Raw genomic sequence first — 13,100 nt, 5'->3', positions numbered from 1 at the left:
ATTTTTTTGTTTTTCAAACTAAACACTTTTAGACATTTATCTTGTTTTTTAAACAGGCTGAGCAATCACTCGCTTTAGAAAGCATAAAAGAAGAAAAATCATTCAAATAATATAACAATAAATTCAATATAGATATGAAACCAACACCCACTTTCTGTAAATCAGATTATCAATTTTTAAGGGAATTGATTTTAAAAAGTAAAAATTCAACAAATACTAAAGAAGCAAATCAGCTTTCGCAAGAATTAGACCGCGCTGTAATAAGCAAGGAAAGCGAACTTGACAGCTCTGTTATCAGAATCAATTCTTTAGTAACAATTGAAGATGTAATAGCGAAGAAACAAATGAAAGTTCAAATTGTTTTACCTTCATCTGCAGATATAAAGCAATCAAAAATTTCAATTCTGGCGCCTTTAAGTGTTGCTATTATTGGTTTTAAAGAAAACGACGAAGTTGACTGGGAAATGCCGGCTGGTATCAAAACTTTAAAAATTATCGCGGTAGACAATACGGCTGTACATCATTCCTAACTTTTTAAACACCTCATTTTGTGAAGGTGTTTTTTTATATCTATTTGAAAAACAAAAAACCTGTTCAAATTATTGAACAGGTTTTTTGTTATGCTTTTTAAGATGCAGAATTACAATTGTGAATCAATATAATTTGTAATTGATGCCATTTGGGTTTCATCTAACTTAGCTTTTTTACCCATTCTAACCAAAATTGGTCCCCATTCTTCTTTTGTATATTTCTTTGGATCTTTCAATTTGTGGCATTTTGCGCAATTGTTTTCATACAAATCTCTACCTGCTTCTAATTCAGGAGTTAATGCCACCGTTTTTGCAGGTTCGGCAGGAGTAGCTGCAACAGCTGGTGTTTTCTGAGTTCCGCAGGAAACTACAAATAAAGCAAGCACTGCAAGGATTAAAATATTTTTCATTGTCTCTGGTTTTTATAGTAAATATAAAAAAAATCCCATTCGGCTTGCGAATGGGATTGCTATTTAAAACAATACTAAATTGCTTGTAAATTCTTATTTTACGTCCATTAATTCAACGTCAAAAATCAAAGTTGCGTTTGGCGGGATAACTCCTCCGGCTCCAGATGGACCATAAGCTAAATCAGATGGAATTACAAAACGAGCTTTGTCCCCAACTTGTAATAAAGCAATACCTTCGTCCCATCCTTCGATAACTTGTCCAACTCCTAATTTGAATTCGATTGGTTTTTTACGTGGGTAAGAGGAATCGAAAACTTTTCCGTTTTCTAAAGAACCTTCGTAGTGAACAGAAACTGTTTTTCCAGCTTCAGCTCTTTTACCTTCACCTTTTTGGATCATTTTGTAACGTAAACCGCTTTCTGTTTTATCAAAACCAGCCGCTAATTGTTCCATTTTTGCTTCAGATTCTGCTTTTAAAGCCGCTTCACGTTTAAGACGAGCACCTTTTAAACCAATAAAAGCTTCAATAGCATTCCATTTTTGAGCTTCTTCTCCAACTCTGATGATTTCTAAAGTCTCTAAAGCATCACCTTGAGCAACAGCATCAACTACATCTTGTCCTTCTACAACGTGACCAAAAACACTGTGTTTTCCGTCTAACCAAGGAGTTGGAACGTGTGTGATAAAAAATTGAGAACCATTACTTCCAGGCCCTGAATTTGCCATAGATAAAACTCCCGGACGATCGTGTTTTAAACTTGGATCAAATTCATCATCAAATTTATATCCAGGATCTCCAGTTCCAGTTCCTTTAGGACATCCACCCTGAATCATAAAATCAGGAATTACTCTGTGAAAGTTTAATCCGTCATAGAATTTTTGTCCTTGAGGTTTTACTTTATTTTCCATATTTCCTTCTGCAAGAGCTACAAAATTCCCTACGGTTCCTGGTGTTAAGTCGTGTGTAAGTTTAACTAAAATCGAACCTTTGCTTGTGTTGAATTTAGCGTATATTCCGTTTTCCATGTTGTTATTTTTTAATTGAACGCAAATTTACAAATTAATTTTATATCAATTTGCGCTTTCTATTTTTTAGTCCCGACACTTCGGGATGATTTATAAGTAAGTCCGTAAACAGTTAATGATAGTGCAGATAAAACCATACAGCCAATTGTTACAGCGTGCCATCCGCCCAGTTTCCACAATAATAATCCGTATGCAGATCCGGCAGCAGTTCCTAAAAAGCTAAACGACATGAATACCGTATTTAATCTGTTTCTCGCATCTGGCAATAGCGAATATACCCTGGTTTGGTTTGAAATATGTACGCCTTGAATTCCGATATCAATAAATACAATTCCAATAGCAATTCCGATTACGCTTTCTATTGAAAAATAAAAAATCAAGAAGCTTATTAGAATTAATAAACAGCCGTAACCAACTGCAATTCTTGAATTTCCTTTATCGCCGATTTTCCCAACCAAAGGTGCAGCTAAAGCTCCGGATGCTCCAACAATTCCGAATAAACCAATTGTTGCGCTGTTAAAATGAAACGGTTCTCCAGAAAGCAGTAAAACCATTGTGGTCCAGAAAGCTCCAAACTGAGCAAAGCTGAAAACATTGATTGCTGTAGCTTCACGCAAAACCGGCTGTGTTTTTATAAGTGTAAATAAAGACTGGATTAATTGACCATAAGTTCCCTGAAACTGTGGTTTGTTTACTGGGAATTTACTCTGAATTACGAAAAAGATTAAAAGACAAATTCCGGCGGCGATATAAAACATTGATCTCCAGCCTAAAACTTCTCCAATAAAACCGCTTAAAGTTCTGGAAAGTAAAATCCCGACCAATAAACCGCTCATAATGGTTCCGATAACTTTTCCTCGCTGTTCTGGTGTACTTAACGAGGCGGCCAAAGGCAAAATAAGCTGCGGTACAATCGAAGTGATTCCGATTAATAAAGAAGCGATTTGTAAAATAAAAAAACTTTTTGCTGTTGCTGCAATAAGCAATGCAATTACAGAGGCAAAAGTGGTAATTAAAATCTGCTTTTTTCGCTCTAATTTATCGCCAAGCGGCACCATAAAAAACAAACCAATAGCATAACCCGCTTGAGTTAAATACGTTATAGTTCCGGCGCTGGCTTCTGGAATTTTAAATTCGTTGGCAATTAAAACAATTAAAGGCTGGCAGTAATAAAGATTTGCTACTATAAGACCAGTGCAAACTGCCATAAACAGGACGTTGGTTTTAGATAAATTCATTTTACAAAAATACCATCAATATTTATAATTAAAGTTATTTTTTGATAAAATCTGTCTAAATCTGCGTCTTCGCGATAGCGAATCTGCGTCATCAGTGTTCTAAAAATTGACGCTGATTAAACGGATTCGCTATCGCCAAGACGCGGATATTTACTGATTTTATTTTATTTATTTTAAGAAATCTTCTCTCGCTGGACTAAAAACATCGGTCAACATTCCACTTTCTAAACATACAACCCCATGAATGGCGTGAGGCGGAATATAAAAACTATCACCTTCTTTTAAAGTTTGTGTAACACCGCTTATGGTTACGTCAAATTTTCCGCTTGCGATATACGTTACCTGAGAATGATAATGTTCGTGTAAAACGCCAATTCCTCCAGTTTCAAAATGAACATTTACAAGCATAACTTTATTATCAAAAGCCAGGATTTTACGTTTTATTCCTTCACCAACTATTTCCCACTCTATTTCGTCTCCTTTTATAAATTCTTTGCTTGTTTTGATATTCTGCATGATTTTTAATTTTATTCTTACAAAAATAAGATTTTAAATGATTCGGTTTTAGATCAATTCTTTTGAAATAAAATCAGAACTTGTTTTAATGGATTGAAAAGAATTTCCAGCATAATTATTTTCTTGCTCAACAAAAAAGTGAACCATTCCAGATTGTTTTGCTTCTTTGAAAAAAGGCTTAAAATCAATTGATCCTGAACCAATTTCTGTATTCAAAGCCTGATTTGTTTTGTCCATGTCTTTTACGTGCCACATTTTAAAACGTCCCGGATTTTCTTTGAATAATTTTAACGGATCATTTCCTGAACGAACTACCCAATATAAATCTAGTTCAAAATAAACCAGGTTTTTATCAGTTTCATTTAATAAAATTTCATAGCCGGTAATGCCATCATGTTTTTGAAATTCGAAATCATGATTGTGATACGCTAATTTTAACCCCGCTTCTTTGCACATTTTTGCGGCCTGATTCAAACGCAGCGCAATCTTTTTATAATCTTCTATTTTTCTAAAAGGCTCATCAATCCACGGAACGGTTAAAAATTCGTTTTTTAAAATCTTTGCGGCTTCAATTGCAGCAATTAATTCCGCTGTATTTCCGTCGTACAAATAGCTTCCTAAATTATAATGTCCGCTAACTGCTTTTAATTTATTATCGTCCAATATCTTTTTCAATTCAACTGGAGACAATCCCCAAAACTGATCTTTAATAGAAAAACCATACGTTTCTACATTTGTATATCCTGACGCAGCAACTTTTTCTAAAGTCTGTTTTACATTTTTTGGAAGTTCTTCACGCAATGTATATAACTGCAAACCAATTTCTTTTTTATTCATAGAAAATGCTAATGACGGTAAAGCCAGAACAGCCGTAGCAGCCAGACTTGTGTTTATAATAAAGTTTCTTCTTGTAACCATTTGTGATCGAATTTTAGAAAGTAAATCTACTATAAAAATTGATTCTCAAAATTATTTTCTATTTATTGAATAACCGAGATATCTTTCTTCATTGCATCAGATTCCTCAGTTAGATTATTTCTTTTAAAAAAGTTTTCTAATTCAGTTAATCTCTTTTTATTATCATACTTGATACATGAATTTAATTTTCTCTGACAAACAGAGCATAATCGAATCGTACTTCTATCTGTTTCAGATAAACCGTTAGTACCATTCATTACACAATTTGCATTAATACAATGGTGCATTCCAAACATGTGTCCAATTTCATGAGAACTCGTTTTGAGTAATCTTACTAAACATAAATCAAAATTTTCTGCAGTAAGTTTACCATCCTGAAATCTGTAAATAGAGCTTACACCTACTTTATCACGATAAGATGCCAAACCAAAAACATAATTCCATTCGGGTTTAGGATATAAATCCAATTCTGAAAGTCCCATTAATGCAATTCTATTCTCCGGTTTTTCTTCTTTTAATACATCATTTAAAAGATATCCTGCTAATAATTGTTCATGACCTTCAGTAGACATTCTTCTTGCTGAATTTGGAACTACATTATTAGAAATCGGTTCTAATGTTTTTGTTTTTAATTGAAAAAAGAGCTCTAAATACTCATTAACAAGTTGAATTTGTTTCTTTTGCAGAGAATTAAAATTTCCAATTGGTTTTATGTAAATAATATTCTCCTCTTTAGTCGGAACAATATGTTTTGATAAATAATATTGTTCAAAAGTCTGTCCATCTTCAGGATGAGAAAAAAGCCAATCGCCATAACTTGGTTTTGGTAATTTAACGTCATTCCTTTTAATATCTTTAAAATAGGACGCTTCTTCTGGAATTTGTTTTGGAGCTTCTTTTGAGGTTACTTTCGCTTTTTCTTTGTTACAAGCGCATAATAATATAAGAATGAAGAAGGTTATTTTTTTCATTTACGTTTTGGATATAATTAAAAAACCAATTTTAAATTAATTCCTTAAAAATAAACTTTTCATCATAATCAACTTCAAATTTTTCGAGAAAATTGATATATTCTTCTTTAAAGGTTTTCTTTTTATGATGCTCCTCTTGATTCTCTATATAGTCGGAAACTGCGCTTAATTGAGATTTACTATATGAAAATGCACCATAACCTTCCTGCCATTCAAAATGAATGTTAGTGAATTTATTTTCGTTTATCCATTTTGATGAATTTTGCTTTATGCTTTTCATCAATTCAGTTATTGATTGTGCGGGTCTTATTCCAATTAAAATATGAATGTGGTCAGAAACACCATTGATCGCTAAGACCTTATGATTATTGTTTTTAATAATTCCGGAAATGTATTTATATAAATCATTTTTCCAGTTTGTATGTATAACTGCTTGTCTATATTTTACAGCAAAAACAAAATGAATGTGGATTTGTGTGTAGGTATTTGCCATGATTGTGTGTAGTCTCTACGGGACATTTTTTCTTAAATAATATTTTTTTCTACCGATATATTATTCCTAGCGGAATATTTTTTGATCGCTTTTCAAATGTAATTAAAAAGAAAGAATATTCCTTCTTTTTAAATAAAAACGTATAGTCCCTACGGGACATTTTGAACCTTGATCTATTTTTTCTACCGATATTTTATCCCTAACGGGATATCTTTTGAACCTTAATATTTTTTTCTACCAATATTTTCTCGCTAACGGGAAATCTTATTGATTTTAATTGGAATTTATTAAAATGGAATTACGACAGAAAGTTCCGTTAGGAATATAATATCGGTAGCAATATTTTATTCACACAGATTTTTGTCCCGTAGGGGCTTATATTTAAAACTGTAATTCTGATACAAAAAAATATTAGCAAAATTTTTATTCATGAATATTGCCACATAAAAGCCATACAGTCAAAAAAAATATCCCGTTAGGGATAAAATATCGGTAGATTTTTTTTTGTCACACAGATTTTTGTCCCGTAGGGACTATACATCTAAATATAATTCGAGAGTTTTAATAAAAAAATGTCAAAATTTTATCAATATATTATCCCATTAAATAATGTAAATCCAAAACAAATTGTTCCGTTAGGAACAAAATATCGGTAGAAAAATTTTGCATCGACATGATTTTTTGTCCCGTAGGGACTATACATTTTACATCTTCATTTTTAACTTCGTATCTTTGCCCCAAATTATTGAAGAAAAAATGAGAATTGACATTGTTACACTTTTACCTGAATTATTAAGAAGCCCTTTTGAGGCATCGATTATGAAACGTGCCATTGATAAAGGCTTGGTCGAAGTACATTTTCATAATCTTCGCGACTACAGCACTAATAAACAAAAAAGTGTAGATGATTATCCTTTTGGCGGCGGTGCGGGAATGGTAATGACAATTCAGCCTATTGACGATTGTATTACGCATCTTAAAAGTCAGCGTGAGTATGACGAAATCATTTATATGTCTCCTGACGGCGAAACTTTAAATCAAAAAATGGCTAACAAAATGTCGATGTACGAAAACATTATCATTTTATGCGGACATTATAAAGGTGTTGACCAGCGTGTTAGAGATCATTTTATTACTAAAGAAATTTCGATTGGTGATTACGTTTTATCTGGCGGAGAATTGGGCGCATTAGTTTTATCAGATGCTTTAATCCGTTTAATTCCGGGTGTTTTAAGCGATGAAACCTCAGCGTTGACAGATAGTTTTCAGGACAATTTGCTTTCAGGACCAATATACACAAGGCCTGCAGATTATAAAGGATGGAAAGTTCCTGAAGTTTTAACCAGCGGACATTTTGCCAAAATAGATAAATGGCGTGAAGATATGGCGTACGAACATACAAAAAACAGACGTCCAGATTTGCTAGAATAAATTCCAAAATTTTAAAATTCCAAATCCCAATTAATCAACTAGTTAAGAAATTGGAATTTGGAATTTATTTTTATTGGAATTTTAAATATTTTAATTACATTTGCACCCGAATTAGACTAACCTCTGGCGAGATCCGTGAATGTTACTCTATTAAAACTATAATAATAAAATTATCATGGCAGATTTATTAAAGTTCGTTCAAAACGAATTCGTTGCTAAAAAAGATTTCCCTGAATTTGGAGCTGGAGATACTATCACAGTTTTCTACGAAATTAAAGAGGGTGAAAAAACAAGAACTCAGTTTTTTAAAGGAGTTGTTATTCAAAGAAGAGGTTCTGGTAACACAGAAACTTTCACGATTCGTAAAATGTCTGGAGCTATTGGAGTTGAGCGTATCTTCCCAGTAAACTTACCAGCTTTACAAAAAATCGAAATCAACAAAAAAGGTGCAGTTCGTAGAGCTAGAATTTTCTACTTCAGAGAACTTACTGGTAAAAAAGCTAAGATTAAAGATAAAAGAAGATAATCATTTATCAATCTGTTATAAAAAACTCGTTTCATACTATTTGAAACGAGTTTTTTTTATGACTCTATTTTAAGCAATATCAAAACCGTAATTTTTTAATATCAAAATCATCGATTTAGCAATTTTACGAAATCGTATTAGCAATCTGATAATTTCAGCAATTATCAGGAAAACTAAACCGTTTTCGGACTGTTTTTATTATATTTGCTCCGCTCATTTTGAGCCAGCTCATACCTTTTACATCGCCATTCTTTGACGACACGATTATAAAAAAAAAAAAAATGACACAGAATTCAAAAATTTTTTACACCTTAACTGATGAGGCGCCTTTATTAGCGACTTATTCTTTATTACCTATTGTTCAGGCTTTTACTTCAACAGCTGGTATTGCTATTGAAACAAGAGACATCTCTTTGGCAGGAAGAATTTTATCTAATTTTCCTGAGTCTTTAACAGATGCTCAAAAAACAGTAGATGCTCTTGCTGAATTGGGTCAATTAGCAACAAAACCAGAAGCTAACATCATCAAATTACCAAACATTTCAGCATCTGTACCACAATTAAAAGCTGCTATTGCTGAATTACAATCTCACGGTTACAACGTTCCAAATTTCCCGGAAGATCCGCAAAACGATGCTGAAAAGGAAATTAAAGCAAAATATGCAAAAGTATTAGGTTCTGCTGTAAACCCTGTTTTACGTGAAGGAAACTCTGATCGTAGAGCTCCTAGAGCCGTTAAAAACTTTGCAAAAGCAAATCCACACTCAATGGGTGCCTGGTCTGCTGACTCAAAAACTAAAGTGACTTCAATGCCAAACGGTGATTTCTATGGAAGTGAGCAGTCGCTTACTGTAGCTGAAGCTAACGATGTAAAAATCGAATTTGTTGCAAAAGACGGAACTACAACTGTTTTAAAAGCAAGTACACCGCTTAAAGCTGGAGAAATCATCGACAGCTCTGTTTTAAGTGTAAAAAAATTAAAAGCTTTTGCTGCCGATGCTATTGCAGAAGCTAAAAAAGAAGGTGTTTTACTTTCTGTGCATTTGAAAGCTACAATGATGAAAGTTTCAGATCCAATTATCTTTGGCGCTATCGTTGAAGTATATTTTGCTGATCTTTTCAAAAAACACGAAACTTTATTTGCAGAATTAAATATTGATACAAGAAATGGTTTAGGTGATATCTACGCAAAAATTGCCGGAAGACCTGAACAGGCTGAAGTTGAAGCTGACATTACGAAAGCTATCGAAAACGGACCAGCTTTAGCAATGGTTAATTCTGATAAAGGAATTACAAACTTACACGTTCCATCTGATGTTATTGTTGATGCTTCTATGCCTGCAATGATCCGTACTTCTGGACAGATGTGGAACAAAGATGGTAAGGCACAAGATACAATTGCAGTTATTCCAGACCGTTCTTATTCTGGTATTTATACAGCAACTATTGATTTCTGTAAAAAACACGGTGCTTTTGATCCTAAAACAATGGGAAGTGTTCCTAACGTTGGATTAATGGCTCAAAAAGCAGAAGAATACGGATCTCACGATAAAACTTTCCAAATAAAAGGTGATGGTGTTGTTCGTGTTGTTGATGCAAACGGAACTGTTTTAATGGAACAAAACGTTGAAACAAACGATATTTTCAGAATGTGTCAGGCAAAAGATGCTCCAATTCAGGACTGGGTTAAACTAGCTGTAAACAGAGCTCGTTTATCTAGCACTCCGGCTGTTTTCTGGTTAGACGAAAACAGAGCACACGATAGAGAATTGATCGTAAAAGTTCAAAAATATCTTAAAGATTACGATACTACAAACTTAGATATCCGTATTTTAAACCCGGTTGCTGCTACAGAATTTACTTTAGACAGAATCATCAAAGGTTTAGATACTATTTCTGTAACAGGAAACGTTTTACGTGATTACCTTACAGATTTATTCCCAATTTTAGAACTTGGAACTTCTGCAAAAATGTTATCTATCGTTCCGTTAATGAACGGTGGTGGGTTGTTCGAAACTGGTGCTGGAGGATCTGCTCCAAAACATGTTGAGCAATTTACAGAAGAAGGATATTTACGTTGGGATTCATTAGGAGAATTTTTAGCTCTTGGTGCTTCATTAGAGCATTTAGGACAAACTTTAGACAATTCTAAATCTATTGTTTTAGCTGAAACTCTTGACGAAGCAAACGATAAATTCTTGGCAAACGATAAATCTCCAGCTCGTAAAGTTGGACAAATTGATAACCGTGGTTCTCATTTTTACCTTGCATTTTACTGGGCTCAGGCTTTAGCTGCTCAAAATAAAGATGCAGAATTGAAAGCGATCTTTACTCCAATTGCTGCAGAATTTGAAGCAAACGAAGCTAAAATCGATGCAGAATTAATTGGTGCACAAGGAAAAGCTCAAAACATTGGCGGATACTATCAGCCAACTCCTGAGTTAGTAAGCAAAGCAATGCGTCCTAGTGAAACATTCAATGCAATTATTGCAAAAATAAAATAAGAAATGCACGTTGTGTATTTTTAAAATATAGACAAAAAGGGCAGCTTTTATAAGCTGCCCTTTTTTATTCTTAACTAATGTTTAACAATAGTTGGACTGTAATATATAGTAAGAATTGTTAACTATGTAACTCAAAACCAAAAAGATGATTACAAAAAAGATTAGTTTCCTTCTTATCATTATTTTTACCACACTTCATTCTTTCTCTCAGGATAAATTTACACTAAGCGGTACTATTAAAGATTCAAAAAACAACGAAACCTTAATTGGTGTCAATATTTATATTCCAACTTTAAAAATAAGCACTACAACAAACGAATACGGATTTTATTCTATTACAGTTCCTCGCGGCGAACATCAAATCGAAATTAGTTATGTGGGTTATCAAACTATTCAACAAACCATCAATTTAAATCAAAATACCAAAAACAATTTTTCCATCAACGAAAGCGGCGAAGAACTTCAGGAAGTTGTCATTACAGATAATAAAAAGAAAATAAATATCAAATCGCCAGAAATGAGCGTTAACAAACTCTCTATTTCAACCATAAAAAAAATGCCCGTAGTTTTAGGTGAAGTCGATGTTTTAAAATCAATTTTATTACTTCCGGGAGTTACAAATGCAGGCGAAGGCGCTTCTGGATTCAATGTTCGCGGCGGCGGCGCAGATCAAAATTTAATTTTATTGGATGAAGCGACTATTTTCAATTCCTCTCACGTTTTTGGTTTTTTCTCGGTTTTTAACCCCGATGCTATTAAAGATTTAAAATTATATAAAGGCGGAATTCCGGCGCGTTTTGGAGGAAGAGCTTCTTCTGTTTTAGATATTTACCAAAAAGACGGAAGCAGCAAAAACTTCCATATGAATGGAGGAATTGGTTTAGTTTCAAGCCGATTGCTTCTGGAAGGTCCAATTGTAAAAGACAAAGGTTCTTTTTTAATTGGCGGAAGAGGATCTTATGCCCATTTATTTTTAAAACTTTCAGAAGACAACAAAGACAATTCTGCTTATTTCTATGATTTAAATGCGAAACTGAGTTATAAATTAAACGACAATAACAATTTATATTTATCCGGATATTTTGGGCGTGATGTTTTCAGCTTAAACAAAAGTTTTACTAATATTTACGGAAATTCTACTTTAAACCTTCGTTGGAATCATTTATATTCTGATAAATTATTCTCTAATTTATCTCTTATCTACAGCGATTATTATTACGGACTTGACTTGGATTATGTTGGTTTTAAATGGGATTCGGGAATTCAAAACTATAATATCAAATACGATTTCAAACATTATATTTCAGATAAATTCAAATTAAACTATGGTGTAAACGGAATTTACTACGATTTCAATCCTGGAACAATTATACCAAGTAATACTACTTCTGGAATTAATCCCGATCAATTAGATAAAAAATATGCATTTGAACCTTCGATTTATTTAGATGCCGAAAATCAGCTTTCAAAAAGAATAACGCTGGCGTATGGATTGCGTTACAGTTTGTTTTATCGTTTGGGTTCTTCAACCATAAATTATTACGACAATAATAATCCGGTAGTTTTCAATTCAGATACCGAGGTTTACGAAAAAGGAGTTCCAACTTCAACAAAATATTTCGGTAAAAATAAAGTAATCCAGAATTATAATAATTTCGAACCAAGACTTTCGATATCTTATCAATTAAATGACGATCAGTCCATAAAAGCGAGTTATAATCGTATGGCGCAATATCTTCAGTTAATTTCAAACACCTCATCTCCTACTCCGCTCGATGTTTGGATGCCAAGTGACAATTATATCAAACCGCAAATTGCAGATCAGGTTGCTTTAGGATATTTCCGAAATATTAAAGAAGGTGCTTATTCGCTGGAAGTTGAAACGTATTACAAAAAAATACAGAACAGATTAGATTATATTGACGGTGCCAATTTAATTGCCAATAACGCCATCGAACAAGTTATCTTAAACGGAAGAATGCGTGCCTACGGTTTAGAAATTATGGTTAAAAAAAATGAAGGCAAATTTAACGGCTGGATTTCCTACACTTTATCAAAATCAGAACAGCAAACGCCTGGAAGAACTCCGGAAGAAATTGGAATCAATAATGGTCAATGGTATAGTACTCCTTACGACAAAACACATAATTTGGCGATAACGTCTGCTTATAATTTAAACGAAAAATGGTCTTTTGGTGCTAACTTCGCTTTACAATCCGGGCAGCCTGTTACGTATCCGAATTCGCAATATGAATATTTAGGCATTACAGTTCCGAGTTACGGCCTTCGAAATGAAAATCGTCTTCCGGCTTATCACCATTTAGATATTTCGGCAACTTTAACACCGCGAAGTAATAAAGGCAGAAACTGGAAAGGCGAATGGGTTTTCAGCATTTATAATTTATATAACCGAAGCAACGCAGCTTCAATCAATTTTAGACAAAATGCTGACACAGGTTTAAACGAAGCGGTACGATTATCAATCTTCGGAATTGTTCCGGCCGTTAGTTATAATTTCAAATTTTAAAAATTCATTT

12 protein-coding genes are annotated in these 13,100 nt (G+C 33.4%); 5 read left to right on the top strand and 7 right to left on the bottom strand.

Annotation, left to right across the window (positions count from 1 at the left end):
• The first annotated feature begins 134 nt into the window (after nucleotides 1-134).
• Entirely contained in the window at nucleotides 135-530 is a 396-nt protein-coding gene (locus tag BUE10_RS18025) for a GreA/GreB family elongation factor (protein WP_073487340.1), read from the top strand.
• A 110-nt stretch (nucleotides 531-640) separates the two neighbouring features.
• Here BUE10_RS18025 and BUE10_RS18020 read toward each other — a convergent pair whose 3' ends face one another.
• The 7 genes from BUE10_RS18020 to tnpA all read right to left on the bottom strand — a co-directional run bounded on the left by BUE10_RS18020 (nucleotide 641) and on the right by tnpA (nucleotide 6,102).
• The gene (locus BUE10_RS18020; RefSeq protein WP_073487338.1) at nucleotides 641-940 is read right to left on the bottom strand and encodes a c-type cytochrome; all 300 of its coding nucleotides are present in this window, start codon (nucleotides 938-940) and stop codon (nucleotides 641-643) included.
• 93 nt (nucleotides 941-1,033) lie between these two features.
• Nucleotides 1,034-1,966 carry a peptidylprolyl isomerase gene (locus tag BUE10_RS18015; protein WP_053471046.1) on the bottom strand — a complete coding sequence of 311 codons (933 nt, stop codon included), beginning with the start codon at nucleotides 1,964-1,966 and terminating at the stop codon, nucleotides 1,034-1,036.
• A 59-nt stretch (nucleotides 1,967-2,025) separates the two neighbouring features.
• Complete coding sequence (locus BUE10_RS18010) at nucleotides 2,026-3,174, bottom strand: MFS transporter (RefSeq protein ID WP_234984762.1); 1,149 nt, start codon at nucleotides 3,172-3,174, stop codon at nucleotides 2,026-2,028.
• 198 nt (nucleotides 3,175-3,372) lie between these two features.
• A complete protein-coding gene (locus tag BUE10_RS18005; RefSeq protein ID WP_073487335.1) occupies nucleotides 3,373-3,720 on the bottom strand; it encodes a cupin domain-containing protein in 348 nt (115 codons plus the stop codon).
• 48 nt (nucleotides 3,721-3,768) lie between these two features.
• Nucleotides 3,769-4,638 (bottom strand): sugar phosphate isomerase/epimerase family protein, encoded by an 870-nt coding sequence (locus tag BUE10_RS18000; protein ID WP_073487334.1) that lies wholly within the window; start codon nucleotides 4,636-4,638, stop codon nucleotides 3,769-3,771.
• 62 nt (nucleotides 4,639-4,700) lie between these two features.
• On the bottom strand, nucleotides 4,701-5,609 hold the full coding sequence (locus tag BUE10_RS17995; protein ID WP_073487332.1) for an archaemetzincin: 909 nt from the start codon (nucleotides 5,607-5,609) through the stop codon (nucleotides 4,701-4,703).
• Between the two features lie 31 nt (nucleotides 5,610-5,640).
• The gene (gene tnpA / locus BUE10_RS17990; RefSeq protein WP_073487330.1) at nucleotides 5,641-6,102 is read right to left on the bottom strand and encodes an IS200/IS605 family transposase; all 462 of its coding nucleotides are present in this window, start codon (nucleotides 6,100-6,102) and stop codon (nucleotides 5,641-5,643) included.
• A gap of 756 nt (nucleotides 6,103-6,858) precedes the next feature.
• Between tnpA and trmD the strand changes: the two genes are divergently transcribed.
• The 4 genes from trmD to BUE10_RS17970 all read left to right on the top strand — a co-directional run bounded on the left by trmD (nucleotide 6,859) and on the right by BUE10_RS17970 (nucleotide 13,090).
• Nucleotides 6,859-7,533 carry a tRNA (guanosine(37)-N1)-methyltransferase TrmD gene (gene trmD, locus BUE10_RS17985; protein WP_073487328.1) on the top strand — a complete coding sequence of 225 codons (675 nt, stop codon included), beginning with the start codon at nucleotides 6,859-6,861 and terminating at the stop codon, nucleotides 7,531-7,533.
• A 175-nt stretch (nucleotides 7,534-7,708) separates the two neighbouring features.
• The gene (gene rplS, locus BUE10_RS17980; RefSeq protein ID WP_073487327.1) at nucleotides 7,709-8,059 is read left to right on the top strand and encodes a 50S ribosomal protein L19; all 351 of its coding nucleotides are present in this window, start codon (nucleotides 7,709-7,711) and stop codon (nucleotides 8,057-8,059) included.
• A gap of 281 nt (nucleotides 8,060-8,340) precedes the next feature.
• The gene (locus BUE10_RS17975) at nucleotides 8,341-10,563 is read left to right on the top strand and encodes an NADP-dependent isocitrate dehydrogenase (RefSeq protein ID WP_073487325.1); all 2,223 of its coding nucleotides are present in this window, start codon (nucleotides 8,341-8,343) and stop codon (nucleotides 10,561-10,563) included.
• Nucleotides 10,564-10,708: 145 nt separating this feature from the next.
• The gene (locus BUE10_RS17970) at nucleotides 10,709-13,090 is read left to right on the top strand and encodes a TonB-dependent receptor (protein WP_073487323.1); all 2,382 of its coding nucleotides are present in this window, start codon (nucleotides 10,709-10,711) and stop codon (nucleotides 13,088-13,090) included.
• Nucleotides 13,091-13,100: the final 10 nt, after the last annotated feature.

The organism is Flavobacterium sp. CF108 (assembly GCF_900129795.1).
GTDB lineage: Bacteria > Bacteroidota > Bacteroidia > Flavobacteriales > Flavobacteriaceae > Flavobacterium.
This window is presented reverse-complemented; position numbering and strand designations above follow the sequence as displayed.

Bases quoted from the DNA above. Each gene is read 5' to 3' on its own strand.
- BUE10_RS18025 (WP_073487340.1), top strand. From the start codon at position 135: ATGAAACCAACACCCACTTTCTGTAAATCAGATTATCAATTTTTAAGG.
- BUE10_RS18020 (WP_073487338.1), bottom strand. From the start codon at position 940: ATGAAAAATATTTTAATCCTTGCAGTGCTTGCTTTATTTGTAGTTTCC.
- BUE10_RS18015 (WP_053471046.1), bottom strand. From the start codon at position 1,966: ATGGAAAACGGAATATACGCTAAATTCAACACAAGCAAAGGTTCGATT.
- BUE10_RS18010 (WP_234984762.1), bottom strand. From the start codon at position 3,174: ATGGCAGTTTGCACTGGTCTTATAGTAGCAAATCTTTATTACTGCCAG.
- BUE10_RS18005 (WP_073487335.1), bottom strand. From the start codon at position 3,720: ATGCAGAATATCAAAACAAGCAAAGAATTTATAAAAGGAGACGAAATA.
- BUE10_RS18000 (WP_073487334.1), bottom strand. From the start codon at position 4,638: ATGGTTACAAGAAGAAACTTTATTATAAACACAAGTCTGGCTGCTACG.
- BUE10_RS17995 (WP_073487332.1), bottom strand. From the start codon at position 5,609: ATGAAAAAAATAACCTTCTTCATTCTTATATTATTATGCGCTTGTAAC.
- tnpA (WP_073487330.1), bottom strand. From the start codon at position 6,102: ATGGCAAATACCTACACACAAATCCACATTCATTTTGTTTTTGCTGTA.
- trmD (WP_073487328.1), top strand. From the start codon at position 6,859: ATGAGAATTGACATTGTTACACTTTTACCTGAATTATTAAGAAGCCCT.
- rplS (WP_073487327.1), top strand. From the start codon at position 7,709: ATGGCAGATTTATTAAAGTTCGTTCAAAACGAATTCGTTGCTAAAAAA.
- BUE10_RS17975 (WP_073487325.1), top strand. From the start codon at position 8,341: ATGACACAGAATTCAAAAATTTTTTACACCTTAACTGATGAGGCGCCT.
- BUE10_RS17970 (WP_073487323.1), top strand. From the start codon at position 10,709: ATGATTACAAAAAAGATTAGTTTCCTTCTTATCATTATTTTTACCACA.